Origin of the sequence: Streptomyces sp. TLI_171 (assembly GCF_003610255.1) — a bacterium.
In the GTDB taxonomy this organism is placed as follows: Bacteria; Actinomycetota; Actinomycetes; order Streptomycetales; family Streptomycetaceae; genus Kitasatospora.
The window spans coordinates 832,549-857,136 of the sequence record NZ_RAPS01000001.1 but is presented as its reverse complement, the minus strand read 5'-3'; the positions used below and the strand labels follow the sequence as shown (position 1 = coordinate 857,136).

The following is a 24,588-nucleotide window of genomic DNA, read 5'->3' as shown; positions in this document are numbered from 1 at the left end:
GTGTCCGAGCCCCGAGCCCGCCGCCGCACGACCGGGGACGAGCCTCGTGCTCGCCGCCCCACGGCCGGGGAGGAACCCCGTCGTCGCCGGACGGCAGAGGAGGAGCCTGCTGAGCCGCCACGCCGCCGCCGGGCGGCCGAGGAGGAGGCGCAGCCCCGCGGCGGGGCGGACGACGACAGCCCGTCCACGGCGCGCGGCCCGCGCCGGGGCGCCGCGCGGATCGGTGCTCCCGAGGCTGCGAGCCGGGCCGCCGCCCACGTCCGGACGATGACCGGGCGGTCGCCGGAGGGTGTGACCTCGTTGGAGCGGACCGAGGACGGCTGGCGGGTCGGCGTGGAGGTGCTGGAGAGCCGCCGCGTCCCCGACTCCACCGACATCCTGGCCGAGTGCACGGTGGAGCTGGACGGCGACGGCGAGCTGCTCTCCTTCCGCCGTGCGAGCCGCTACTACCGCGGCCGGGCCGGGCAGGAGGACCAGTCATGACCGCGCCGACCCCGTGGCGCGGCGCCGGCGCGGCCCCGGCGTACCCCGGCACCACCGCCCCGCCGCAGCCCGCCAACCTCGCCGACCTGCTGGAACGCGTACTGGACAAGGGCATCGTGATCGCCGGCGACATCCGCATCAACCTGCTGGACATCGAGCTGCTCACGATCCGGATCCGGCTGCTGATCGCCTCCGTGGACCGGGCCCGGGAGATGGGCATCGACTGGTGGGAGCACGACTCCTGGCTGTCCTCGGGCCGCGACCTGGCCCTGGAGAACCGCCGCCTGCGCGAACGCCTCGGCGCACTGGAGGCGGCCCGCAGCGAGGACGCGGCCGCGGGCGACGGCGACGAGCCGGGCAGTGCCGGTGTCGACGGCGACGCGGAGGCGGAGGCGTCCGAGCGCCGGGCACGGCCGTCCCGGGCCCGGCGCCGAGGTACGTCATGACCGAGGCCCCCGGCTGGTACAGCTGGCTGTACGCGGTCGTCCCCGCCGGCGCCGGTGCGACTCCGGCGGCCGGTCCGGGTGGGGTGGCCGGCGAGCCGCCGCGGCTGGTGGCGGCGGGCGCGCTGGGCGCGGTGGTGGGTTCGGTGCCGAGCGCGGACTTCGACGCGGAGGCGCTGGAGCGCCGGCTGCGGGACCCGCGCTGGCTGGAGGACGCGGTCCGCGCGCACCACCGGGTGGTGGAGGAGGTCTGCGCCGCCGGTCGGGGTCTTCCGCTGCGTTTCGCCACCGTGTACCGCGACGACGACCGGGTCAGGGCCCTGCTGGCCGCGCACGCCCCCGCGTTCCTGGCCGCACTGGCGCGGATCGCCGACCGCACCGAGTGGGGCGTCAAGGCGTACCTGGACGCCCGCGCGGCGGAACCGGAGCCGGACGCGGACGCGCGCACGGCCGGCGGGGGCCCGGAGGACCGGCCGGGCACCGCGTACCTGCTGCGTCGGCGGGCGGCCCGGGACAGCGGGGCCCGGGCGCTGGAGGAGGCGGCGGAGCGGGCCCGCCGGATCCACGGGGCGCTGGCGGCCGCGGCGGGGGAGAGCGCCGAGCATCCGCCGCAGTCGCCGGAGGCGGCCGGGGTGCGCGACCCGATGGTGCTCAACGGCGCCTACCTGGTGGACCGCGGGCGGGAGGCGGCGTTCGGCCGGCTGGTCGCCGAGCTCGGCAGCGCGCACCGACCGCTGCTGCGAGTGGAACTCACCGGGCCGTGGCCGCCGTACTCGTTCGTCGACCTGCCCGCCGCGGTCGGGCCGGGGTGAGCGCGGTGTCCCTGACCCCGACGTCCTCGGACGCCCTCCAGCAGCGGCGGATCGCCCTGGTCGACCTGCTCGACCGGGTGCTGGCCGGCGGCGTGGTGGTCGCGGGCGAGATCACCCTGTCGATCGCCGACGTCGACCTGGTCCGGATCAGCCTCCGGGCGCTGATCGCCTCGGTCCGGTCGGCGGTGGAGGATCCGGTCCGGGAGCCCGGGCCGGACGCCGAGGGGCGGGAAGAGCCGTGACCGGCAGCGGCGCGGGCCCGTCCGGGAGGCGGCGGGTGGAGCTGGATCCGGAGTCGGTCGGCCGTGATCTGGCGACCCTGGTCCTGGCGGTGGTCGAGCTGCTCAGGCAGCTGATGGAACGCCAGGCGATCCGCCGGATCGACCAGGGTGATCTGAGCGAGGAGCAGGTGGAGCAGCTCGGGCTGACGCTGATGGCGTTGGAGGAGCGGATGGCGGAGCTCCGGGACCGGTTCGGCCTGGAGGCGGAGGACCTCAATCTGGACCTGGGCCCGCTGGGCCCGCTGCTGTCCGCCGACTGAGCCAGGACTTTTCTGAATGAAGCCGCCTTTTACGGGCATACGTCGCCGCGTAACAATCGGCCCGGACAGGAGGACACCATGGGCGCCGGCAAGAAGATGAAGCACGCTGCGGAGACCGCCAAGGGCAAGGCCAAGGAGGCCACCGGCAAGGCGACCGGCAACGAGAGCCTCACGCTCAAGGGCAAGGCCGAACAGGTCAAGGGCGACTCGATGCAGGCCGGTCAGAAGGCCAAGGACGCCTTCAAGCACTGATCCGGCGAGACCCTGCGGGCGGCCCGCCCCCGGCCGAACGGGCCGGGGGCGGGCCGATCCGTGCCGTAACGCCACGCAGTCATATTCGGTCATGATGCGACCAATACGAAAAATCGGTCCGACGCGAACTTTACGCCGCCTTAACCTGATCGACGGCCCGAGCTGACGATCCGTCAGCTCGCTCCCGCTCGATCAGAGGTGGAGAACCAGTGCTGCGAAGCCCGCGTCCGTCCATTCCGATCCGCCCGCTGCGCGCCGCCACGGCCGCCGCCCTCACCACCGCCCTCCTGCTGCTCGGCCTGGGCGGCATCGCCCCCGGCGCCGCCGCCGGCCCGGCCGCCGACACCGGCTCCGGCCTGGTGAAGAGCGTGCAGAACGCCACCCACCCCGGGGCCGCGGCCGCCGAACACGGCGACACCCTCAACTGGACCGTCCGCTACCAGAACGGAACCTCCGGCGACGCCGCCGCGAGCGCCGTGATCACCGACGCGATCGCCGGGGCGGGCAGCGCCCAGACCTACGTGCCCGGCTCGCTGCAGGTGCCTCCGGGCTGGACGCCGTCCTGGTCGACCGACGGCAGCACCTTCGCCGCGACCGACCAGGGCGCCGCGACCACCGCCGTCCGCGCCGAGAACCCGGTGGCCCGCGCCGTCGGCACCGAGGTGTCCCCGCTGCTGCTCGCCCCCGTCCAGCCGACCCCGCAGGCCACCGGCGGGGACGGGTTCACGCCGATCCTGCACCGGACCGCGTCCGGCGAGATCCAGTCCTGGAGCATCTTCCACCACGCCGCGCCGACGGCCCCGCAGGCGGTCTGCAGCAGCCTGACGACCGGTCACCCGTGCACCGGCGGTCCCTGGCCGCGGCCGCTGAACACCACGCCCGGCCCGCTCGGCACCGGCGCCACCGGCAACATCGGCAGCCCGCTGACCCCGCAGTACGTGCAGGACCCCGGCCACCCCGGCCAGGTGCTGTACCCCGCCGTCACCGCCGCCGCCGTCGGCGTCGGCTGCCTGGACCTCGACGCGCAGGCCAACTGCGGCTTCGTCGCGCTGGCCGCCACCGGCGGCTCGCCGAGCAGCGTGAACAACCTGGCCGGCCTGGTGCAGGCCGGTGGCAGCCTGTACGGCGTCGCCACCACCGGCCAGGTGCTGTGCCTCACCCTCGCCACCCGCACCCCGTGCGCCGGCCAGCCCTACGCGCCCGTCGTCGCCCCCAACCACGACCTGCCGAGCACGCCCACCGCCCTGTACCTGGGCGCGCTGACCGCCGTCGGGGACAAGGTCTTCGCGTCCTCCTCCCCGCAGGCCGGCGGCTCGACGACCGCCGGGCCGCCCGTCCTGGGCTGCTTCGACACCACCACCCGGGCCGGCTGCGCCGGCTGGAGCACCCCGCACCCGGCCGGGCCGACCTCCGGCTACTACACGTACGACGCCTTCACCGCGTACGACACCGCCGGGCACCCGGACGGCGTCTGCACCAGCACCGTCGGCGGCGCCAACGTCCTGACCACCTGCTACGGCCTGGACGGCGCCGCGCGGACCGCGCCGGCCACCCTCGGCGCGCTGGCCGGCAACGTGCTGACCTTCAACCCCGAGACCGTCACCACCGACAGCGGCACCCGCAGCTACTTCCCGGCCTGGGGCGGCACCCTGGCCGGCCACACGGTCTGCCACGACTGGACCACCGACGCGCCGTGCGCGGGCTTCCCGCTGCCGGCCGGCCACCCGTCCGCCAACGGCGGCGCCACCCGCGACTACGGCTACGCCTACGACGCCACCACCCGCTGCCTGATCGGCCTCGGCGACGCCGGCGTGCTGTTCTCGCTCGACCCGGCGACCGGCGCCAGCCCCTGCGTGCACAGCGGGGCCGCCGTGACGCTGAAGCCCGCCGACTTCTACTGCGACGGCGCGAGCGGTCACATCCAGGGCTACACCAGGGTGCGGCTCGCCGACCTCGACCTGACCCACGTGGACCTGGCGGCGTCCAAGGTCCTGGTCACCGACCCCGACGGCACGCCGGTGCCGACCCCCGGGCTCGCCCCGGACGGCACCGTCGACCTGTCGGGCGTCGCGTTCGCCGACCACCCGGCGCTCGACGTCACCGCGCAGCTCGTCCTGACCTCCTCGGCCGACTTCACCGCGGACCACCACCCCTCGCTGGTCGTCGAGTACCGGGGCGACGCGCCGCAGATCTGCTTCCGCACCACCGTCAGCGCGGACTGCGCGACCACCGCCGTCACCAACACCGCGACCGGCGCCGACGCGACCGGGGCGCTCACCTCCAACACCGTCACCACCGCCGTCGCGCCCGGTGCCGGCTGCCAGCCCAAGGTCACCGTGGAGAAGGAGATCTGCGGCTCCGCCAACCCGCTCAACTGCAAGCCCGGCGGCCCCGGCCCCTGGGCCAAGACCAGCCCCGTCGGGCTGCTGGGCCTGCTCGGCACCGCGCACTGGCGGATCACCGTCAGCAACGCGGGCCCGGTCGACGCCGCCGCGGTGACCGTGAACGACGCGGTCACGCCCGCCTGCCGGCAAGCCGCCGGCACCTTCGCCCTGCCGGCCGGCAGCAGCCGCGCCGTCTACTGCGACTCCCTGCTGCTGGCCCTGCCGCTGAAGAACACCGCGTCCGCGAGCTTCGTCGCCGCGAACGCGCCCGCCGGCACGGCCCCCACCACCACCGCCCGCTCCTCGGCGGTGGCCTGCTCCCTGCTGTGCATCCTGGCGGTGCCCGACCCGGAGTGACCCGCCCACTCACCCGCCCGCCCCGGGCGCGCCCCCTCCGGTTCGACCGGAGGGCGGTGCGCCCGGGGCGGGCGGACGTGCGTTCAGGCCGCGGCGGGGGCGGGGATGTCGAGGCCGCGGGTGGTGACCACGTGGGCGGTGCCGTCGACGAGGCGGTAGGAGAGGCCGACGACGGCTGCCCTGCCGGCGGTGACGGCGGCGGAGAGGGCGTTCGAGCGGTCCATCAGCAGGGCGACGGTGTGCCGTATGTGCTCGTCGATGAAGTCGGCGTTGTCGGTGTGGCCGGCCGCGTTGGCGGCCAGCACGCTCGGGGTGACCCGCTCGATGACGTCGCGGACGAAGCCGTCGGCGGTGGTGCCCGCGGCGACCGCCTCACGGGTGGCGGCGACCGCACCGCAGGAGTCGTGGCCGAGGACCACGACCAGCGGGGTGCCCAGCACGGTCACGCCGTACTCGATGCTGCCCAGCACCTCGGGGCCGAGCACGTGCCCGGCGGTGCGGACCACGAAGAGGTCGCCGAGGCCCTGGTCGAAGATGATCTCGGCGGCCAGGCGGGAGTCGGAGCAGCCGAACAGCACCGCGAACGGCGCCTGGGACGGTGCGGTCTGTGCGCGGCGGGCCGCGTCCTGGTTCGGGTGGCGGGGGGAACCGGCGACGAACCTGCCGTTACCCGCCAGCAGCATCTCGAAGGCGGCAGTGGGAGTGAGGTGTGCGGCGTCAGTCATGCCCGCAGACTATGTCGATCGGGCCCCCCAGGTCTCGCCCGGGCCACCGACTGGACCCGCTCGAACCGGGCGCAAAGAGTGATCAACCGGATGATCGCGGCCGAAATGGTCCGGATATCGGCGACCTGGTGGCGATAATCACGGACGGCCGGCGGAATCGCTTCCGCCGGCCGTCCCCGGTGCGGTCCGGGGCGGTGAAGTCCGGTCAGCAGCGGTACTCGCGCGCCGGGAGGGTCGACTTGATGCCCGCCGAGTTGCGGAACACCACGCTGTAGTCGCCGTAGGCGAGGCCGTTGGCGGCAACGAAGCGCTTGGTCAGGGTCTGGATGTAGGTGCCGCCGTCGCCCAGGTTCGAGTAGCTGGACGGGCAGCCGTTGCCGGACAGGTTGGTCGGGCCGGTGGCCGCGAACGCGGCGCCAGAGAGGCCGAGCACGAGGGCCCCGCCGAGGGCGAGGGCGGAAGCGGCCTTGGCGACGGTGCGGAGGGCCATGAGGACTCCTTGGGTCGATCCGGGAAACAGGGGCATCGCCGGCCGGGAGGGGTTCCGGGTCGGGCGGATCGTGTCCGTCCGGCTCGGGTGCGATCCTCCGTCGGCGCACGGATGACCGTCAATGGTCTGGACCAGTTGGTAGGAATCATGGCCGGATCCGGGCGCTGCGCCCGCCCGCCGCCAGCGGCGACCACGCTCGGTGGCGGGCGGCTGGCCGGAATCCACCGCCCGGAGCGCCGGAGTCGTGAGGGAACGTCAGATTTGGTGCGGGATGGGAGGGTTGTCGGCGACGGACATCCGGTGGAGAGGCGGCGGGCGAGCGTGATCGACGGCTGGCAGTGGGACGAGACGCTGTTCGCGGGCGCGGCCGCGTACTACTCGCGCGGGCGGCTGCCGTACCCGCCGGGGCTGGCCGCGACGCTCGCGGACGCCCTGCAACTGGACGGCGCCGGGCGGCTGCTGGACCTCGGGTGCGGCCCCGGAACGGTGGCGCTCGCCTTGGCCGGGCTGTTCGGCGAGGTGGTCGGCGTCGACCCGGACGAGGGGATGCTCGGCGAGGCGGCGCGGGCGGCGGAGCGGGCCGGGGTCGGGACTGCGCGGAAGGCGCGGTGGGTACGCGCGCGCGCCGAAGAACTCCCGCACGATCTGGGGAAGTTCGACGTGGTGACGTTCGCGCAGTCGTTCCACTGGATGGACCGGGAGCGGGTGGCGGCGACCGTCCGCGGCCTGCTCCGGCCGGGTGGGGCGGTGGTGCACCTGGCGGACTGGAAGGCGGAGATCCGCACCGAGGACGGGCTTCCGTTCCCGGCGGAACCGCGGGCCGCGATCGAGCAGTTGGTCCGCGACCACCTCGGCCCGGTACGGCGGGCCGGGCGGGGCGTCCTCCCGAACGGCACTCCGGGCGGCGAGTCGGAGATCTTCGCTCGGGCCGGGTTCCACGGCCCGCAGCGGCTGATCGTCCCCGGCGGGGCGGTGCTGGAACGGGACGAGGACGACCTGGTGGCGGGCGTCTTCTCGATGTCGTACTCGGCGCCGCACCTGTTCGGAGACCGCCGGGAGCAGTTCGAGACCGAGTTGCGGGAGCTACTGCGCGGGGCGTCGCCGGAGGGGAGGTTCGCGGTGCGGGTGCCCAGTGCGGAGGCCGTGGTGTGGCGGGTGGGGGAGGAGTGAGGGGCGGTCGGGTGCGCGATTGTCGCAGCCGGCCGGCACCGGCGTTGCGGGCCGGGCGGTCGCCGGGCCGGCGCTAAGCTCCCCGGCATGGCGCTGCGACCGGTTCAGGTGAACATCAAGGCTGTCGACCGTGCGGCGGTGGGGCGGTTCTGGGCGCAGGCGCTGGGCTGGGCCGCGTACGACGCCGGGGCGACCACGTACGTGGGGCCGCCGGGCGGGCTGGTCTGGCCGGACCGGGTGGGCCTGGGGGTGGACGTGGTGCCGGTGCCGGAGGGCAAGTCGGCGGTGAAGAACCGGGTGCACCTCGACCTGGCGACGACCTCGGCGGCTCAGCAGGCGGAGTGGGTGGCACGCCTGGAGGGGCTCGGGGCGGTCCGGGTGGACATCGGGCAGGGCGAGGTGCCGTGGACGGTGCTGGCCGATCCCGAGGGCAACGAGTTCTGCGTGCTGGAACCGCGGGCGGTGTACCGGGACACCGGGCCGATCGCCGCGGTGGTGGTGGACTGCGCGGATCCGCCGGCGATGGCGCGGTTCTGGGGCGCGGCCATCGACTGGACGGTGCACGAGGTGACCGAGGAGTTCGCGTCGCTGCGCTCGGCCCGGGGCGCCGGCCCGTACCTGGAGTTCCTGCGCACGCCCGCCGGGCCGAGGGCGCCCGACCGGGTCCACCTGGACCTGCTGCCGTACCCGGGTGACGACCGGGACGCGGAGGTGGCCCGGCTGCGCGGGCTCGGCGCGGCCGATCTCGACCTCGGCCAGGGCGAGGTCCCGTGGACCTGCCTGACGGACCCGGACGGGCACGAGTTCTGCGTGCTGGCCCCGCACTGACGGGACGTCAGCGGCGGTGGCAGAGCACCAGGGCCGCAGCGGTGAGGGCGGCCCCGGCGACCATCGCCCAGCCGGCCTGGCCGTGCAGGACCAGCACGGCGCCGGGGACCACGCCCGCCAGCATGGTCAGGGCGGAGAGCAGCCGCCGCCGCTGGCGCGCGGAGCGGCTGCCCGCGCCGGAGTCGGCGGCGAGCCCGGTCAGTGTCATGGTCAGCACGGTGGTGGTCAGGTCGGGCACGCCGAGGCTGCGGACGGTGGCGTTGCGGATGCCCATCGCCAGCGCCAGCAGCCCGATCGTGGCGTACTGCACGGCGCCGTCCGCCTCCACCGCGAACAGCACGCCGGCGGTGGCCAGGTGCAGCACCGTCTCGGCGACCAGTGCGGCCCGCAGCCGTCCGGCGGCGAACCGCCCGGCCAGCACCGCGCCGAGCAGGAACGCGCCCAGCGCGGTGACCGACCCGGGGACGGAGAACCCGGGCGCGCCGGCGAGCGCGAAGCCGACCACGACCACGTTGCCCGTCATGTTGGCGGCGAAGACGTGCCCGAGGCCCAGGTAGCTGACCGCGTCGACGATCCCGCTGACCACCGTCAGCCCGAACAGCGACAGCACCAGCGGGTCGCTGTCCGGCAGGTCGGCCCGCGACGGCGCGGCGGCGGACGTGGACACGGCGGCTCCTCCCCGGTCGGCCGCCGGGCTGACGGCCCCTCAGCAGTGTGCCGGACCCGCCGCCGGAATCCGCTCCGCCGCCGGATCCGCCCCGGCGGCGGGTCGCGACCGGCCCGCGTGCGGGCGCCGGGTCAGCAGCGGTCGGGGAAGCGGCGGGCGAAGTCGGTCTGCGGGGCCCGGGCGGGCCGCGCCGCCGATGGCAGGCCGATCGCGTGCCGGGCGTCGGTGAGGGCCGAGGTCCAGTCGCCGGTGAAGCGGATCGCCCGGTCGTCGATGTACACCGCGGCGCCCAGCTTCTTGTTGGTCACCAGCAGGCAGTCGCCCTGCCAGTACGCGCGCTCCGGGTCCTCGTCGACCAGGGTCTCCAGGCCGGAGTGCTCGCGCAGCCAACCCGCCACCGCCGGGTGGTAGCGGCGCGGGCGGGCGGTCATGATGAACACCGACCGGACCTCCTGCAGCGCGTGCAGCGACTCCATCGCGCCCGGGATCGGCTTGCCGTAGATCCGGCCGTCCTGCCAGCCGTCGTCGTGCGCGACCAGCGTCTGGTCGAAGTCGATGCCGACGGCGTGCGAGGCGGGCGAGGCGGGGTCGAGCGGAACGACCGTCATGACGTGTCCCCTTCGGGCGGGCGCACCCCCGGTCGGGGGGCGCGGTGGGACCGGCGGTGCGCCGGTTCGAAACAGATGAGTCCCACCAGGCCGTTCGCTTACCGCGTTCCCGCACCCGTAGTGATCGATCCACTCCATGGAGTGACAATCGTTGCGCTGGTGAGCCGCCAACCTCCAGTGGGAACAGCAGAGTTGACAGTTCGTCGGATCATTCCTCGTGGAGTGGTCCGGCAGCCGACCGCTGCACCGATGGGAGAAGAGCCGCCCCGTGTCGTCGACCCTGCCCGAGGTCCACCCCGCCGTCCGCGCCTACCTGGACCGCAACCCCGCCGAACTCCCGGCCATCGCACCGCTGTTGGGCGGTCAGCCGAGCTGCTCCGCCGTCGTCGCCGACCGGGACGGCCGGATCCTGCAGCTGCGCCCGGAGCCCGGGATCGACGCCCGCTGCCCGGGCGGCCGGCCCGCACCCGGCGACCGCGGCCCGGTCGCCACCGCGCTGCGCGCCCTGCGGGCGTGGACCAGGCTGCCGCCCGAGGCGCTCAGCCTGACGGCCCGCCACCTCGACGTGCCCGTCCACATCGCCCCGGTCGTCATCGGCCCGGGCCCGCTGGGGGCCGAGCTGCGCTTCCTGTTCCACCTGCTGGACGCCGTCGCCCTGCCGCCCGGCTGCGAGTGGCGGACGGTCGATGCGCTCCCCGACCCCGCGCTGCGGGCCAGGCTGCAGGCGGAGCCGCCGGGCCCGGCCGAGGCGGTGAACGCGTCGGCGCTGATCCACGACGGCGCGGGACGCTACCTGCTGCACCTGCGCGACGACCTCCCGGACATCTGGGCGCCCGGCGAGTTCGGCCTGCCCGGCGGCGGGCGGGAGGGCGGCGACCGCAGCGCGGAGGACACCCTGCGCCGCGAACTCGCCGAGGAACTGCCCGGCCTGCGGCTGGGGCAGGTGCTGCCGCTGACCGTCGAACGCGCCCGCGGCCAGGACGGGCTGACGGTGCCGGTCCAGGTCTTCGCCGCCGCCTGGGAGGGCGACCCGCGCACGCTCGGCCTGCGCGAGGGCGTCCTGGTGCGCTGGTTCCGGCCGGCGGAACTCGGGCGGCTGCGGCTGCAGGAGTCCACCCGGGAGCTGATCCTGCGTCACGCGGCGGCAGCCGGCGCGGTCGCGCCGGGCCGGGTGCCAGGGGTGCGGCGGGCGGTGCCCGAGGACGCGGCCGCCCTGGCCGGGCTGCGGGCCGCCGGGGCGACGGTCCTGCCCGGGTGGCTGCAGGAGTGCGCCGAGCGGTTCGCGGACCGGCTGGCCCACGACCCGCGGACCGCGGCGTTCGTCCGCGAGGACGGCGCCGGAGAGCCCGTGGCGTGCGCCTGGGCCGAGTACCGGGAGCTGCTGCCGGAGCCCGGACGGCCCGTCGCCCTCGCGGGCGAGGTGGTGTGGACGGTCGCCGGGCCGGACGGTGCGACGGGCGACCTGGTGGCGGCGGCCGAGGGGTGGCTGGCCGCCGTCGGGGTCAGGCGAGCGCCGAGTGGAGCAGGCGCAGGGCTGCCGGTACGTCACCGTCGATGGTGAGCGAGCCGTCGGCGACCGCCGCCTCGGGCGTGGTGCGGCCGGAGAGCACCGCGTCCAGGGCGGCGGGGTCGGCGGCCAGCACGGCGGCGGGGGCCGGCGGCTGGCCCCGGGTGACGGAGACCAGGCGGCCCTCGACGACCCGGACGGTGAACCGGTCCGGGTCGAGCCGCACCTCGTAGTCGGCCGTCCAGTCGGGGGCGGGGTCGGCGGCGAAGGTGGCGCGCAGGCCGAGCAGCAGCGAGTCGGCGCGCACCGGCCCGCTGCGGGGGATCACCGGCGAACGCGAGCCCCAGCGGCCGAGGCCTTCCACCAGCGGCCCCAACTCGGCTCCCCAATCGGTGAGTTCGTAGACCTTGGAGCCGGCCGGCGGGGGCAGGGTGCGCCGCCGGACCACGCCGGCGCGCTCCAGGTCGCGCAGCCGCTGGGTCAGCACGTTCGGCCCGGCGGCGGGCAGGCCCGCCTGCAGGTCGGTGAAGCGCTTGGGGCCCAGCAGCAGGTCGCGGACGACCAGCAGGGCCCAGCGCTCGCCGACCAGCTCCAGTGCGTGCGCGACGCCGCACCCGTCCTCGTAGCTGCGTTTCCCGGTCACCCGGCCAGCATAGACCGGGTTGCTTCGGCATCGGGAAGAAGTACTCCTTATTAAGGAGTAGCTGCTAGCTTTGAAAGAGAAGAGATGAGGAGTGATGCCATGACTCTGCCCCCGATCGTCACGCCCGAGCAGTGGCAGGCCGCCCGGGACGCCCTGCTCGTCAAGGAGAAGGCCGCCACCCGGGCCCTGGACGCGCTGGCCGCCGAACGCCGCCGGCTGCCCATGGTCGCCTTCCCGAAGGAGTACCGCTTCGAAGGACCCGACGGCGCCGCGACCCTGCCCGAACTCTTCGACGGCCGAAGCCAGCTGATCGTCTACCACTTCATGGCCCCGACCGCCGGCCGCCCCTGCAAGGGCTGCGCCGGGTTCACCGACAACCTGGGCAACCTCGCCCATCTGCGGGCCCGCGACACCACCCTGGTGCTCACCTCGCCCGCGCCGACGGCGGAACTCGAAGCCGTCCGCGCCCGGATGGGCTGGACCGTGCCCTGGTACTCCACCCTCGGCAGCGGGTTCGACGCCGACTGCGGCCTCGACGGCGGGTTCGGCCTCAGCGTCTTCCTCCGCGACGGCGACCGGGTCCACCGCAGCTACTTCACCACCGCCCGCGGCGTCGACCGGCTGCGCGGCGACTTCAACCTGCTCGACCTCACCCCGTTCGGCCGCCAGGAGACCTGGGAGGACTCACCCGAAGGCCGACCGCAGAGCGCCCCCTACCACTGGTGGCGGCTGCACGACGAGTACGAGCACGAGCAGAACGGCCGCACCTGACGGGCCGTCACGCCAGGGTCAGCGCGATCAGCGCGATGTCGTCCGCCAGGTGGTGGCTCCAGTCCCGGACGTCGCGCTCCAGGAACCTCAGCAGCGCCGCCGGACCGCCCGCCCCGGCGGCCGTCAGCCGCTCCGCCGCCGGATAGAACTCCCGCGAGGCGTTCCGCGCCTCGGTCAGCCCGTCCGTGTACAGCAGCAGCGACTCCCCGGTGCGCAGCGGCACCCGCAGCGGTCGCGGCACGTCCGCGCCCAGCCCGCCGAAGCCCAGCGGCAGCAGGGCGGGCACCGGCACCTCCAGCGCACCCCCCGGACCGAGCGACAGCGGCGCCAGGTGCCCGCAGTTCACCACCTCCACGAACGGATCCCCCGGGCGGTGCTGCAACAGGAACGCCGTCGCGAACAACTCCTGGTCGCCGCGGGCCGCCGCACTGCGCGCCGTGTGCCGGTCCAGCCGGGCCGCCAGCTCGCCCAGGTCCGCCGTCTCGTGGGCCTGCGAACGGAAACAGCCCAGCAGGTCCGTCACCGTCTGCACCGCCTGCAGGCCCTTGCCCCGGACGTCCCCGATCAGCACCCGCGTCCCGTGCGGGGTCTGCACCGCCTCCAGGAAGTCGCCGCCGATCCCGGTGCCCGCCGTGGCCGGCTGGTAGTGCGACGCCAGCCGCAGCCCGCCCAGCCGCTCCGGGATCGGATGCAGCACCGCCTGCTGCAGCGCCGCCTCACTGGCCCGGCTCGCCGCCAGCCGCTCGCTCTGCTGCCGCCGCCCCCACAACGCCAACCCCGTCACCACCCCCACCGTCAACGCCGCGGCCTGCGCCAACGGGCGCTGCGCCAACTCGGCGCCCGCCAGCGCCCGCACCAGCAGCCACTCGCCCGCGGCCGCCACCACCACCCCGAACACCACCACCGGCAGGCCCGCGATCAGCGCCCCCACCGCCACCACCACGGCCGCCACCCACAGCAGGTTCTCCGCCTGCCGGGTGCCCGCCCCCAGGCTCACCGCCGACGTCGACGGCAGCGCCTGCGCCGCGGCCGTGCCCAGCAGCACCGACACCGGATGGAACGCCGCCGCCATGCCGAGCCGCCCGCGCGGCAGCGCCGACAGGAACCACCCCATCTGCGGCACCTGCGCCATCATCACGCCCAGACCCGTCAGCGCCGCCGCCAAGCTGCCCAGCAGCAGGCCCGTCGTGGCGCCCGTCGGCAGCACGTGGCACAGCGCCAGGCCGATCGCCGCCAGCGGCAGGCCCAGCGTGCAGCCCGTCACCGGGGCGATCCGCCGGTCGCGGACCAGCAGGCACCCCGCCACCCCGCCCGCCCCGTACGCCGAGACCATCAGCGCCGACGCCGCGACCCCGATGCCCGAGGCGGCCGTCAGCGCCGGCAGCGCCAGCAGCAGCGCCAGTTGCGTGAACCCCACCGCGACGCCCGTCGCCAGCGCCATCGACGCGATCCGCGGCGGCACCGTGAACCGGTGCAGCCGCCACCGCCGGCCGGTGAGCGCCGCCGCGAGCGGCAGCACCGCCAGCAGCGCCACCGTCCCCGGGCTGGCCCACCCCCACACCGGCCCCACCTGAAGGGCCGTCACCCCCGCGGCCAGCGCCAGCACCAGCGAACCCAGGAACAGCCGGTCGATCCGCACCGGCGGATCCCCCGCCTCCGGCAGCCGCCGTCGCGCCAGCACCAGCAGCCCGACCGCCAGCACCGCGCCCAGGCCCGCACTGGTCCGCAGACCCGGCATCGAAGGGGAGCGCGGAATCAGGTTCGCCGCGACGAAGAACGCCGCCGACATCACCGCCAGCCAGCCGCCCAGCACCCGCGTCATCCGCCCCGGCGCGGTCAGCGCCGCCACCGACGCCAGACAGCCCGCGAAGGTCGCCGCCGCGCCCGCCGTCACCAGCGCCCGGCCCAGCAGGTACGACCAGTCCGAGAACGCCGCCGTCTGCACCAGCAGCCCCGCCGTCAGCACCGCGAGCGACCACTCCAGCACCCGGCGCCGCCCCCACACGTCGCCCGCCCGGCCCGCCGCGAACAGCGACACCACCATCAGCGCCCCGCCGCCGACCTTCATCCCGACCACCTGGTCCGAACTCAGGCCGAAGGTCACCCGCACCACCGGCAGCGCCGCACCCTGCAGCACCGGCGACACCACGTAGAACGCCGCGGCCACCGCCAGCAGCACCGTCGCCGCCCGCCCCACCCCGACCCGCCCCAGGGCGGACGGGCTGCTCACGGGCACGGGGCAGGCCGTGGGGTTCGCGGCCATGGGGGCACCCTCGATCTTCCTGGTCGGACAGTCCGGACACCCCCGCCCAGCCAGCCTCGCACAGCAGGAGATGATCGATAAGTAACAAAGGTCCCCCGGTGGGAAACCTCTCCGCAGGGCCGGGCGGGCCGAACGGAGCGGCCGGTCACCGCCGCGGCGCCGGTCGGGGCGCGCCGAACCAGCGCTCCAGGGCGGACGCCACGTCCGGCGCACCGTCCCCGGCCACCCACCCGACGTGACCGTCCGGGCGCAGCAGCACCGCCGGGGCGTCCAGCTCCGGGCAGTCGTCCACCAGCAGGTCGACCCGGTCCGCCCAGCCCTCCACGGAGAGCTTGCCGGTGCGGTCCAGCAGCAGCCCGCGCCCCGCGTGCATCCGCTCGAACAGCCGGCCCTCCGCCAGCGGCAGGTCGCGCAGGCGGCGGCCGAGCAGCTCCGGGCCGGGACCGAGGTCGTAGCGGACGTCCACCGCCGTGATCAGGCCGGTGATGTGGCGGTTCACGTCCGGGAAGTCCATCAGCCGGGCGAACAGCTCGCGCAGCGCCACCGCGCCCGCCGAAGTGCCCAGCAGGGTGAACTGCGCCCGGGTGTTGGCCAGCACCCCCGCGCCCACCGGGTGCCGCTCCGCCTGGTAGCTGTCCAGCAGGTCGGCCGGGGCCCAGCCGGCCACCTCCGCCGCCAGCTTCCAGCCCAGGTTGAACGCGTCCTGCACGCCCAGGTTGAGACCCTGGCCGCCCGTCGGCGGATGGATGTGCGCCGCATCGCCGGCCAGCAGCACCCGGCCCACCCGGTAGCGCTCCGCCTGCCGCGTCGCATCACCGAAACGCGACAGCCAGCGCGGCGAGTGCACGCCGAAATCGGTGCCCGCCACCGCCCGCAGCCGCTCCCGGAACTCCTCCATCGTCGGCGCCGCCCGATCCTCCGACACCCCCTCGGCCGGCACGATCACCCGGTACCCGCCGTCGCCCTCCGGGTGCAGCCCGAACCGCAGCTCGGTGCGCCGCACCTCGGCCACCACCTCGGCGATCCGCTCCGGATCCGCCGCTGCCGACATCTGCCCCAGCAGCGTCTCCGCCGTCGCCGGCTCGCCCGGGAACGCCACGCCCGCGAGCTTGCGCACCGTGCTGCGCCCGCCGTCGCAGCCCACCAGCCAGCGGGCCCGCAGGCGCGAACCGTCGGCCAGCTCGACGTCCACGCCCTGCTCGTCCTGCGCCAGGCCCACCACCTCGCGGCCGCGCCGGAGCTGCGCGCCCAACTCCTCGGCCCGCTCCCACAGCAACTCCTCCGTCACCGGCTGCGGCGTGGCCAGTCCGTACGGATGCGAGGTGTCCATGCCCTCCGGCCACTCCTTCGCGACGCCCGCGAACAGCCCGCCGGCCCGGAACTCCCGGCTCACCGCCCGGAACCGCTTCAGCAGCCCGCGCTGATCCATCACCTCCACGCTGCGCGCGTGCAGGCCCTGACCTCGGGACTCCCCGGTCGGCGCCTCCAGCCGCTCGAGGACCACCACCTCCACCCCGTGCAGCCGCAGCTCGCACGCCAGCATCAACCCCGTCGGCCCGCCGCCGACCACGACCACATCGATCATCAATCCTCCGAAAAGCCGCGAAACATGATGTTCCACCAGATACCGGACTTCCCGCCCGCACCGGCCTCGGCCGGACATTCTGCGCCACCGACCGGGCCTTGCCGCAAGCCCCCCGGTGCGCTATAGCTTGGAAGTGGCAGGAGCGGCCGGACCGCCCTGCCATTGCTGTGCGCGCCGCCGGGAGCACCCGGGGAGCAGGCCGGGTCGAGCCTCCTCGCAGCAGCCCGCCGACCGGTTCGTGCGCGGTCCGTGCGCGGCCGGGAACTGGCCAAAAGCTGGCCGAGATGCCCGCGGGCGGGCATGACGCGCACACGCAGCGTGAGGCCCCCGATAAGATGACGGTACGTCAGTTCCGATGCGCCCGGGGGAGGGTGGGGATGCGCCGAGCCGCGTTGCTGCTGGGGCTGCTGCTCGCCCTGCTGCTCGCCGGACCGACCCCCGGCCAGCTCGCCGGCCCGCCCGGCGCCCCCGCGCGGGTCGCCGCCGCAGCGGGCTCCGCCGGGAGCGCCGGCCTCGCCGAGGAGGAGCCGGTCGCGGCCGTCCGGGTCCGGCACTGCCCCGCCGCGGCCGCCGCACCCCGCGGACGCGACGGCCGGACCACCCGGGCGGCCGCCCGCCCGACCGAACCCGCCACCCCCGGCACCCCGACCGACCCCACCGGCCGCCCCGTGGGCGCAGCCGGACCGCGCGGCCCCGCCGAACTCCAAGTGTTCCGCTGCTGACCCGCACCCGGCCGACGCCGCCCCGGCTCCGGCGCGGCACCGCCGCGTCCTCCGCCGGGCGCTGACGACCGGTCACCACCGCCGCCGGAGACGGCGGCGAGGTGCCGGCGCGGCGGAGCGGCGCCACCGGCCGCCCCCTCCCCACCCCGGCCGTGACACCCCGTCACGAGCCGCGCCCGCGCGGGCCTGCGCGGCCCGGCAGCGTCGCCGCCGCGCCGGGCCCCCGCCTGCCCGAAAACCGTCCGGAAGTCCCCGTCACCACAGAGTCCGAGGACCGCCATGCCCTGGAACACCACCCGGGTGCGCACCGTGCTGCGCACCGACCTGCCCGCCTCGATCACCGTCTTCCTGGTCGCCGTGCCGCTCTGCGTCGGCGTCTCCGTCGCCTCCGGCGCCCCCGCCGAACTCGGTCTGGTCACCGGCATCGTCGGTGGCCTGGTCGCCGGCGCGCTGCCCGGCAGCAGCCTGCAGGTCAGCGGGCCCGCCGCCGGCCTGACCGTGCTGGTGCACGCCGCCGTCACCACCCACGGACTGCCCGCACTCGGCGTCATCGTGCTGGTCGCCGGCCTGCTGCAGATCCTGCTCGGCCTGCTCAGGCTGGGCCGCTGGTTCCGCGCCGTCTCCTCCGCCGTCGTGGAGGGGATGCTCGGCGGCATCGGCATCGTCCTGATCGCCTCCCAGGCGTACGTGCTGCTGGCCCGGAAGTCCCACGGGAAAGCGCTTCCCGACCTGGCCGGACTGCCCGCCGCGGCGGCCCGCGCCGTCACCACCGCGGCCGGCGGCGCGTCGCTGGCGATCGGCGCGGGCGTGATCGCCGTGCTGGTGCTGTGGAAGCGCGCACCGCGGCGACTCGCCGTCGTGCCCGGCCCGCTGGTCGCCGTCGTGCTCGCCGCGGCCGCCGTCCGGCTGCTGCAGCTGCCCGTGCCGACGGTCGGCGTCGGCGGCCTGCTCGGCGCCCTGCAACCGCCCGGCGCCGAGCAGTTCGGGCTGCTCGGACGGGTCGAGATCTGGGGCACCGTCCTGGCGTTCGCGCTGATCGCCTCCGCCGAGAGCCTGTTCAGCGCCTCCGCCGTCGACCACATGCACGCCGGACCGCGCACCTCCTACAACCGCGAACTGATCGCCCAGGGCGTCGGCAACACCGCCTGCGGGGCCCTCGGCGCGCTCCCGATGACCGCCGTGATCGTGCGCAGCGCCGCCAACGTCCAGGCCGGGGCCCGAACCAAGGCCTCGCGCGTCCTGCACGGCCTGTGGCTGCTGCTGTTCACCCTCGCCCTGCCCGGCCTGCTGGAGCTGATCCCGCTGGCCGCCCTCGCCGGACTGCTGGTGCACGCCGGCGCCAAACTGGTCGCCCCGCGCGAACGCCTCCGGCTGTGGCGCGCCGACCGCTCCGAGGCCCTGGTGCTGCTCGCCACCACCGTCGGCATCGTCGTCACCAACCTGCTGGAGGGCGTGCTGATCGGCCTGGTCGCCGCGCTCGCCAAGACCGCGTGGGACGTGACGCACATCCGCCTGCACGTCGAGCAGACCCCCGACGCCACCGTGGTGCGGGTGCACGGCAACGCGACCTTCCTCAAACTCCCCGCCCTGGTCGACCGGTTGGAGGAGGTCTCGCCGACCGGCCCGGTGGAACTCGACCTCTCCGGGCTCACCCATCTGGACTCCGCCTGCCGGCAGGCCCTCACCGCCTGGGCCGAACAGCACCGCAGGCGCGGCCTGTCGGTGACGGTCACCCCGGTCGGCGCCGCACCCGAGCTGGCGCCGCTCTCCTGAGGGCCGGTCAATGACGGAGCCCGGCCGATCCGTTGCGGTAACGGGTCGGCCGGGCGAAGCACCGCTGCCGGGAGCGTTCGGCGGGCTCTCAGCGAACTACGTCGAAGACGTTCTTCTGGATGCCGTTGGAGTACGCGGCGAACTCGACCAGCTTCAGGTGCTGGGTGTCCTTGTCGGTGGTGCTGAACAGGCGCTTGCCCGCGCCCAGCAGCAGCGGGAACACCAGCCAGGTGGTAGCGGTCGATCAGTCCGGCGTCGGACAGCGCGTGGTTCAGCTCCACGCTGCCGTGCACGATGATCGGGCCGCCCTCGGTCTCCTTCAGCGCGGCGACCTCCGCCACCGACCGCAGGATGGTGGTCTCGCCCCAGCCGGACACCAGGTCGTCCTCGCCGAGGGTGGTGGACACCACGTACTTCGGCAGCTCCTTGTAGCGGGCGAAGTCCGCCATGTCCGGCCACACCGGGCTGAACGCCTGGTAGCTGACCCGGCCCAGCAGCATCGCCGTGGCCTCCTCCTGCTCCCGGCCCTTCAGCTCGAAGGCGTCCGGCACGAACTCGATGTCCTTGAACGTCCAGCCGGCGTTGCGGTAGCCCGCCTCCCCGCCGGGCGCCTCCATCACGCCGTCGAGGGAGACGAAGGCGGTGCTGATCAGCGTACGCATCGGTGGTACCTCGCTCTGTGTTCGGTGTTCGGTGCGGTGGTTCGGGTCGGGTCGGGTCAGGCGGCGAGCAGGCGGGTCAGCCAGCGCTGCCAGGCGGCCTCGGCGCCCAAGGTCGAGGCCGGGTCGCCGAACAGGTGGTGGAACATCAGCACCATGCCGGCCGGGTACAGGAAGGTGAACAGCCCCTCGGCCGTGCGGACCGCGAGGCGCTCGCCGTCGGACCACACCAACTCGCCGTCCAGCGAAGGCAGTCCGCCGAGCTCGGCGTGCACCGCGGTGCCCGCGGCCGGATCGGCCGGCAGCGCCAGCGCCGCCGTCAGCGCTGACCGGACCTGCTCGGCGGACCGGTCCGTCACCGGCTGGACCGCGAACACCGGGACGCCCGAGCGGCCGGCGAAGTGCGCCACGTACTCGCGCAGCGTGTGCAGGTGGAACGGCCAGCCGCTGCGCAGCGCGTCGTACTCGTTCTCCCAGTCGTCGCCGAGCATGCCGCTGTGCACCACCCGCAGCACCGTGCTGCCGCCGTCCCGGCCCTCGATCAGGTACTCGAAGGCCATGAAGCGGCCGTCGGGGCCCGGCTCGGTGCGGGCGGCGAAGCGCTTGCCCGGCTCGTACGCGGTGACCGTGGAGGTCTCCAGGTGGCCGCCGACCTCCATCGAGGCCGCGCCGCCGACCCGCGGCTCCACCGCGTTGCGGCCCATGAACCAGGAGTCGATGCCGGGGCCGGTGGCGATGGCCTCCCACACCTGCTCCGGGTCGGCCGGCAGGTCCAACTCGAATTCCAGCTCGAACGGGTGAGGCATGGTCAGATCTCCTGTGCGGACGGCGGGGTGGCGGGGTCGGTGCTGGTGCTGGTGCTGGTGCTGGTGCTGGTGCCGGTGTCGGTGCCGGCGGGGGTGGTCGGGATCTGGTGCAGGCCGACCACCACCCGGTGGGTGCGGCCCTGCGGCGCGGACTCGTCGTGGTAGCGGCCCACCAGGCCGGCCACCGCCTGTGACAACTCCTCGACGAACGCTGCCCGGTCGGCAGCCGAGGCGAACCGCACCTGGGCGTCGATGCCGAAGGAGGCCACCCGCTGCCGGGCCCGCGCCGCGCCCGTCAGCAGCGTGCCGACCTCCTGGACCAGGCGGGCGCCGAGCGCGAGCAGCCAGCGCGCCGAGAGCTGGTCCGGGGAGCGGGCCGGATCGGGGCTGACCGCCGCGAGGGCCGCCGGGGAGATCACGTACGACTGCGCGGTGGCCCGGTAGACCCGCTCGGTCACGTTGCCCTTGCGGCGCTCCTCGACCAGTTCCACCAGGCCGTGCCGCTCCAGCTCCTTCACGTGGTAGTTGACCTTCTGCCGGGGGAGCCCCAGGCGGGAGGCCAGCATGGCGGCCGAGCCCGGCTCGGCCAGGGCGGCGAGGAGCCGGGCCCGCATCGGGTCCAACGAGGCCTCGGCCGCCGCGGGCTCTTCGATCACTGCGACGTCCAGCATGCCTCCAGCGTCACACCGACAAATTTTTTTGTCAAGGAGGGATTTGCTGTCGGAGGGTCGGGTGCGCCCGCGGCGGGGGAGGGTCAGAACGCGGAGCGGCGGACCCGGCGGAAGGCGAGCCAGAGCGCGCCGGCGGCGACCACGGCGAGCAGGGCGGCCTCGATCAGCTGCATCGGGAGCAGCTGGGACAGCGGGTGGTAGCTGCCCCACGCGGAGGTGGCGTGGGCGCAGGCGTCGTAGTGCGGCCAGCACTCGGTGCTGGTGTAGCGGGTACCGTCCGCGAGCACCGCGCCGTGGTGCACCAGCCAGGAGTCCCGCGGCCCGACGAACGGGGCCCCGGGCGGCGCGTTGCGCACGGTCACGTCGGTGAGCGGGACGAAGTGCACCCGCACCGCGCGGAACAGCAGCTGGCTGGCGCCGACCGCGAGACCGGTCACCAGGACGGCGGCCACGGTGCGGCGCAGCAGCTGACCGATCAGCACGCCCAGCGCGAGCGCGTACAGCGACCAGGCGAGCGGCGCCACCCCGATGGCCGGGTAGGTGAGGCCCTGGAACGGCGGGTCGGAGACGATGCCGGCCCGGTGGCTGTCGGCGTACCAGATCCAGCTGGTCACCGCGGACAGCGCGCCGACCGCCAGCACAACCAGGACCGCGGGCACGCCCAGGCGGGCGGCCAGCCAGCGGCCCGGCGACACCGACTGGACCCTGGTCAGCCGCACCGTCCCGCGCTCGTACTCCTGGGAGAGCAGCGGGGCGCCGAGGAACATGCCCACCACGACCGGCAGGCCGAACACCAGCGGCTCCACCACATCGGTGAACCAGGACAGCAGGTCGGAGGCGTCGAAGAACAGGTTCGGGCAGCCCTTGATGAAGTAACTCCCCTGCTGGGAGCAGACACCGTGCAGGCGGTGGTTCATCGCGTCCAGCCGCCAGCGCACCACCAGCAGGGCGAGGGTGGCGAGCAGCAGCACCCCGCCGAAGGTCCACACCGCGAGGCGGCTCTGCCGCCACGCCAGCCAGCCCAGGCCGCGCGGCCGGAACCACGAGCTGCGGGCCGCGGTGCGGGCCGGGTCGTCGGAGGGCCGGTCGTCGGCCCGGGTCAGCTGCGCGGTGCTCATGCGGAGACCTCCTGGGTGGTCGAGGAACCCGCGGCGGCGAGCGGTCGGGTTCCGGGCGGGGCGGCCGGGCCGTCGGCCGGGTTGCGCAGGTAGGCGAGCAGGAGCTCGTCCAGGCGCGGGCGGGCGCTCTCCCAGGGCGCGGGGAGCGGCGCGCCGGTGCGCAGCAGGCCAGTGGCCTGACGGCCCGTCACCCGCCACTCGACGGCCTCGCCGGGCGGCCGGGCCGCGTCGGCCAGCCCGCTCACCAGGCGGTGACCGTCGAGGAGCTCGTCGAGGCCGCCGGCCAGCCGGATCCGGCCGGAGTGGACCAGCAGGACGTGGTCGATGACGTCCTCCAGTTCGGAGACCAGGTGCGAGGAGATCAGCGCGGTGGTGCCGCGCTCGGCGACGTCGGCCAGCAGGACACCCATCAGGTCGTGCCGTCCCAGCGGGTCGACGTCCGCCAACGGCTCGTCCAGCAGCACCAGTTCGGCACGCTTGCCGAGCGCCAGGGCGAGCGCGACCCGGCTGCGCTGGCCGCCGGAGAGCGAGCCGACCTTCGCGTCGAGCCGCAACTCGCCCAGGGCGATCACCTGTTCGGCGGCGGCCTGGTCCCAGCGCGGGTTCAGTTCGCGACCCAGCCGAAGGGTGTCGGCCACCGTGAACGACCGGTACAGCGGGCGGTCCTGGCCGACGAAGGCGACCCGTCCGCGCAGTTCGGCCGACGCCGCCCGGGATGTCCGGTCCGACATCGGCGTGCCGAGGACCCGCAGTTCGCCCTCGGAGGGGGTCAGGAGGCCGGCCGCCAGGGCCAGCAGCGTGCTCTTGCCCGCCCCGTTCGGCCCGACGATGCCGCAGACGCGGCCGGTCGGAACCGCGAACCCGCAGTCGCGCAGCGCCCATCGGTCGCGCCGGAAGTGCTTGCCCAGTGCCGTCGCCTCGATCGCGAACCGGCCGTCCGTGCTGGCTTTCACCGTTCCCCCTCGCTCTGTCCTGCGTTCCGCTCCGCCGGGCCCGGCCCGGTTCCGAAGCGCTGGTCGGTGACGGCCGCCACCAGGGCGGCGATGTCCTCGCGGTCCAGCCCCGCCGCCCGGGCCCGGTCCACCCAGGCCGTCAACTCGGCGCGCAGCGGCCCGTCTTCGGCGGTCTCGGGTCGGGCGAGCGAGCGGAGCACGAACGTCCCCAGCCCCGGTCGGGGCTCCACCAGCCCCTCGCGCTCCAGTTCCCGGTACGCCTTCAGCACGGTGTTGGGATTGACGGCCGTCCGCTCCACCACCTCGCGCGCCGTCGGTAGCCGGTCTCCCGGCTGCAACGCGCCCAGCCGCAGCGCCTGTCTGGTCTGCTGGACGATCTGCTGGTAGGTCGGCACGCCGCCGCGCCGGTCCAGCCGGTACTCGATCACGCCATCCCCGCCCCCTTTCACTACTTGATTAGTGGAATGGTGCAGGAGAGCCTGATGGATGGTCAAGTACGCTGATCGGAACCGCTGTTGGCGCTCAGGAGCCCCTGGCAGGCCGGAGGCCGGTAAGGTGCTCGCCCATGGATGAGGTCGAGGTCGTCGTCGCCCACGCCGAGCGAGCGACGCTGCGCGTCGGCGACGTGTTCCTGAAGGTGGACGCCGACCAGGCGCGCATCGACGCCGAGGTCGAGGCGATGGCCCTGGTGCCCGTCCCCACCCCGGCGGTCCTCTGGCGCAAGCCGCCGGTGCTCGCGATCGCCGCCGTTCCGGGGACGACGCTCGGACGCCTCGGCGGGCCGGCGACCGGCTCACCGGCGGCGTGGGCCGCGGCCGGCGCCGCCATCCGGAAGCTCCACGACGCACCGCTGCCGCCCCGCCCCGGTGCGGCCGGCCGCAGCATCGCCGCGCTCACGGCGGAGCTCGACGAGGAGTGCGAACTGCTCGTGACGACCGGCCTGCTGCCCGCCGACCTGGTCACCCGCAACCGCCGGGTCGCCGAGGCCGCCCTCCGCCCGTGGACACCGGCGTTCACGCACGGCGACCTGCAGATCGCGCACCTCTTCGTCGAGGGCGACCAGGTCACCGGCATCATCGACTGGTCCGAGGCGGGCAGCGGGGACCCGCTGTACGACCTCGCCACCTTCACCCTCGGTCACGAGGAACGCCTCGCCGACCTCCTCGTCGGCTACGGCGCCGAGCCCGACCTCGACGTGATCCGGGCGTGGTGGTCGCTGCGCAGCCTGCTGGTGGTCCGCTGGTTGGCCGGGCACGGCTTCGACCCCTTCGCACCGGGCTGCGAGGTCGACGTGCTGAGATCCCGGATGTGAGGCCGCGCGACGTACGGAACCGATTCGGCCGGGCGCAGGTGCAAC

The 24,588-nt window shown here is 75.1% G+C and carries 26 protein-coding genes and 1 pseudogene; 14 read left to right on the top strand and 13 right to left on the bottom strand.

Annotation, left to right across the window (positions count from 1 at the left end; all coding sequences use genetic code 11):
• The 7 genes from gvpO to BX266_RS03920 all read left to right on the top strand — a co-directional run bounded on the left by gvpO (position 1) and on the right by BX266_RS03920 (position 5,272).
• A complete protein-coding gene (gene gvpO / locus BX266_RS03950; protein WP_099897536.1) occupies positions 1-483 on the top strand; it encodes a gas vesicle protein GvpO in 483 nt (160 codons plus the stop codon).
• A complete protein-coding gene (locus tag BX266_RS03945; RefSeq protein ID WP_099897535.1) occupies positions 480-929 on the top strand; it encodes a gas vesicle protein in 450 nt (149 codons plus the stop codon). The genes gvpO and BX266_RS03945 overlap by 4 nt, the downstream gene beginning before the upstream one ends.
• The gene (locus BX266_RS03940; RefSeq protein ID WP_099897534.1) at positions 926-1,738 is read left to right on the top strand and encodes a GvpL/GvpF family gas vesicle protein; all 813 of its coding nucleotides are present in this window, start codon (positions 926-928) and stop codon (positions 1,736-1,738) included. The genes BX266_RS03945 and BX266_RS03940 overlap by 4 nt, the downstream gene beginning before the upstream one ends.
• A 5-nt stretch (positions 1,739-1,743) precedes the next feature.
• The gene (locus BX266_RS03935) at positions 1,744-1,980 is read left to right on the top strand and encodes a gas vesicle protein (protein ID WP_180290368.1); all 237 of its coding nucleotides are present in this window, start codon (positions 1,744-1,746) and stop codon (positions 1,978-1,980) included.
• Between the two features lie 35 nt (positions 1,981-2,015).
• Positions 2,016-2,279, top strand: a complete 264-nt coding sequence (locus BX266_RS03930; protein WP_259464528.1) for a gas vesicle protein K — start codon at positions 2,016-2,018, stop codon at positions 2,277-2,279.
• Positions 2,280-2,357: 78 nt separating this feature from the next.
• Positions 2,358-2,531 (top strand): CsbD family protein, encoded by a 174-nt coding sequence (locus tag BX266_RS03925; RefSeq protein WP_099897531.1) that lies wholly within the window; start codon positions 2,358-2,360, stop codon positions 2,529-2,531.
• A 209-nt stretch (positions 2,532-2,740) separates the two neighbouring features.
• Positions 2,741-5,272, top strand: a complete 2,532-nt coding sequence (locus tag BX266_RS03920; RefSeq protein WP_259464527.1) for a hypothetical protein — start codon at positions 2,741-2,743, stop codon at positions 5,270-5,272.
• Positions 5,273-5,355: 83 nt separating this feature from the next.
• On the opposite strand, the gene BX266_RS03915 is transcribed toward BX266_RS03920, so the two are convergent.
• Together BX266_RS03915 and BX266_RS03910 are read right to left on the bottom strand one after the other, a co-directional pair.
• Entirely contained in the window at positions 5,356-5,997 is a 642-nt protein-coding gene (locus BX266_RS03915) for a carbonic anhydrase (RefSeq protein WP_099897530.1), read from the bottom strand.
• Positions 5,998-6,202: 205 nt separating this feature from the next.
• A complete protein-coding gene (locus BX266_RS03910; RefSeq protein WP_099897529.1) occupies positions 6,203-6,487 on the bottom strand; it encodes a hypothetical protein in 285 nt (94 codons plus the stop codon).
• A 321-nt stretch (positions 6,488-6,808) separates the two neighbouring features.
• Between BX266_RS03910 and BX266_RS03905 the strand changes: the two genes are divergently transcribed.
• Both BX266_RS03905 and BX266_RS03900 read left to right on the top strand, forming a co-directional pair.
• Positions 6,809-7,657, top strand: a complete 849-nt coding sequence (locus BX266_RS03905) for a class I SAM-dependent methyltransferase (RefSeq protein WP_259465043.1) — start codon at positions 6,809-6,811, stop codon at positions 7,655-7,657.
• An 87-nt stretch (positions 7,658-7,744) separates the two neighbouring features.
• Positions 7,745-8,485, top strand: a complete 741-nt coding sequence (locus BX266_RS03900; protein WP_099897528.1) for a VOC family protein — start codon at positions 7,745-7,747, stop codon at positions 8,483-8,485.
• A 7-nt stretch (positions 8,486-8,492) separates the two neighbouring features.
• Here the strand turns inward: BX266_RS03900 and BX266_RS03895 are convergent, their stop codons facing one another.
• Both BX266_RS03895 and BX266_RS03890 read right to left on the bottom strand, forming a co-directional pair.
• Complete coding sequence (locus BX266_RS03895; RefSeq protein ID WP_099897527.1) at positions 8,493-9,152, bottom strand: YoaK family protein; 660 nt, start codon at positions 9,150-9,152, stop codon at positions 8,493-8,495.
• 131 nt (positions 9,153-9,283) lie between these two features.
• Complete coding sequence (locus BX266_RS03890; protein WP_099897526.1) at positions 9,284-9,760, bottom strand: hypothetical protein; 477 nt, start codon at positions 9,758-9,760, stop codon at positions 9,284-9,286.
• Positions 9,761-10,028: 268 nt separating this feature from the next.
• Between BX266_RS03890 and BX266_RS03885 the strand changes: the two genes are divergently transcribed.
• Positions 10,029-11,321, top strand: a complete 1,293-nt coding sequence (locus BX266_RS03885; RefSeq protein WP_180290367.1) for an NUDIX domain-containing protein — start codon at positions 10,029-10,031, stop codon at positions 11,319-11,321.
• On the opposite strand, the gene BX266_RS03880 is transcribed toward BX266_RS03885, so the two are convergent.
• The gene (locus BX266_RS03880) at positions 11,263-11,910 is read right to left on the bottom strand and encodes a helix-turn-helix domain-containing protein (protein WP_099897524.1); all 648 of its coding nucleotides are present in this window, start codon (positions 11,908-11,910) and stop codon (positions 11,263-11,265) included. The genes BX266_RS03885 and BX266_RS03880 overlap by 59 nt on opposite strands.
• Positions 11,911-12,009: 99 nt before the next feature.
• Between BX266_RS03880 and BX266_RS03875 the strand changes: the two genes are divergently transcribed.
• Positions 12,010-12,681: a DUF899 domain-containing protein gene (locus tag BX266_RS03875; RefSeq protein ID WP_099897523.1), complete on the top strand. Its 672-nt coding sequence runs from the start codon at positions 12,010-12,012 to the stop codon at positions 12,679-12,681.
• Positions 12,682-12,688: 7 nt separating this feature from the next.
• Here BX266_RS03875 and BX266_RS40750 read toward each other — a convergent pair whose 3' ends face one another.
• Together BX266_RS40750 and BX266_RS03865 are read right to left on the bottom strand one after the other, a co-directional pair.
• On the bottom strand, positions 12,689-14,944 hold the full coding sequence (locus BX266_RS40750) for an MFS transporter (RefSeq protein WP_099897522.1): 2,256 nt from the start codon (positions 14,942-14,944) through the stop codon (positions 12,689-12,691).
• 145 nt (positions 14,945-15,089) lie between these two features.
• The gene (locus BX266_RS03865; RefSeq protein ID WP_099897521.1) at positions 15,090-16,529 is read right to left on the bottom strand and encodes an FAD-dependent monooxygenase; all 1,440 of its coding nucleotides are present in this window, start codon (positions 16,527-16,529) and stop codon (positions 15,090-15,092) included.
• 377 nt (positions 16,530-16,906) lie between these two features.
• Here BX266_RS03865 and BX266_RS03860 point away from each other — a divergent pair, with 377 nt between their 5' ends.
• Positions 16,907-17,251 (top strand): hypothetical protein, encoded by a 345-nt coding sequence (locus tag BX266_RS03860; RefSeq protein WP_099897520.1) that lies wholly within the window; start codon positions 16,907-16,909, stop codon positions 17,249-17,251.
• Between the two features lie 279 nt (positions 17,252-17,530).
• Positions 17,531-19,024, top strand: coding sequence for a SulP family inorganic anion transporter (locus BX266_RS03855; RefSeq protein WP_099897519.1), 1,494 nt, complete (start codon positions 17,531-17,533; stop codon positions 19,022-19,024).
• 88 nt (positions 19,025-19,112) lie between these two features.
• Here BX266_RS03855 and BX266_RS03850 read toward each other — a convergent pair.
• The 6 genes and pseudogenes from BX266_RS03850 to BX266_RS03825 all read right to left on the bottom strand — a co-directional run bounded on the left by BX266_RS03850 (position 19,113) and on the right by BX266_RS03825 (position 23,659).
• Positions 19,113-19,686: pseudogene (locus tag BX266_RS03850) on the bottom strand (dihydrofolate reductase family protein).
• Positions 19,687-19,742: 56 nt separating this feature from the next.
• Entirely contained in the window at positions 19,743-20,489 is a 747-nt protein-coding gene (locus tag BX266_RS03845) for an SRPBCC domain-containing protein (RefSeq protein ID WP_099897518.1), read from the bottom strand.
• 2 nt (positions 20,490-20,491) lie between these two features.
• The gene (locus BX266_RS03840; RefSeq protein ID WP_099897517.1) at positions 20,492-21,160 is read right to left on the bottom strand and encodes a helix-turn-helix domain-containing protein; all 669 of its coding nucleotides are present in this window, start codon (positions 21,158-21,160) and stop codon (positions 20,492-20,494) included.
• A gap of 83 nt (positions 21,161-21,243) precedes the next feature.
• A complete protein-coding gene (locus BX266_RS03835; RefSeq protein ID WP_099897516.1) occupies positions 21,244-22,278 on the bottom strand; it encodes a hypothetical protein in 1,035 nt (344 codons plus the stop codon).
• A complete protein-coding gene (locus BX266_RS03830) occupies positions 22,275-23,231 on the bottom strand; it encodes an ABC transporter ATP-binding protein (RefSeq protein ID WP_099897515.1) in 957 nt (318 codons plus the stop codon). Before BX266_RS03830 ends, BX266_RS03835 begins: the two co-directional genes overlap by 4 nt.
• Positions 23,228-23,659 (bottom strand): GntR family transcriptional regulator, encoded by a 432-nt coding sequence (locus BX266_RS03825; protein ID WP_099897514.1) that lies wholly within the window; start codon positions 23,657-23,659, stop codon positions 23,228-23,230. The genes BX266_RS03830 and BX266_RS03825 overlap by 4 nt, the downstream gene beginning before the upstream one ends.
• A gap of 137 nt (positions 23,660-23,796) precedes the next feature.
• On the opposite strand from BX266_RS03825, the gene BX266_RS03820 reads away from it, so the two are divergent.
• Positions 23,797-24,543: a phosphotransferase family protein gene (locus BX266_RS03820; protein WP_099897513.1), complete on the top strand. Its 747-nt coding sequence runs from the start codon at positions 23,797-23,799 to the stop codon at positions 24,541-24,543.
• Positions 24,544-24,588 lie beyond the last annotated feature (45 nt).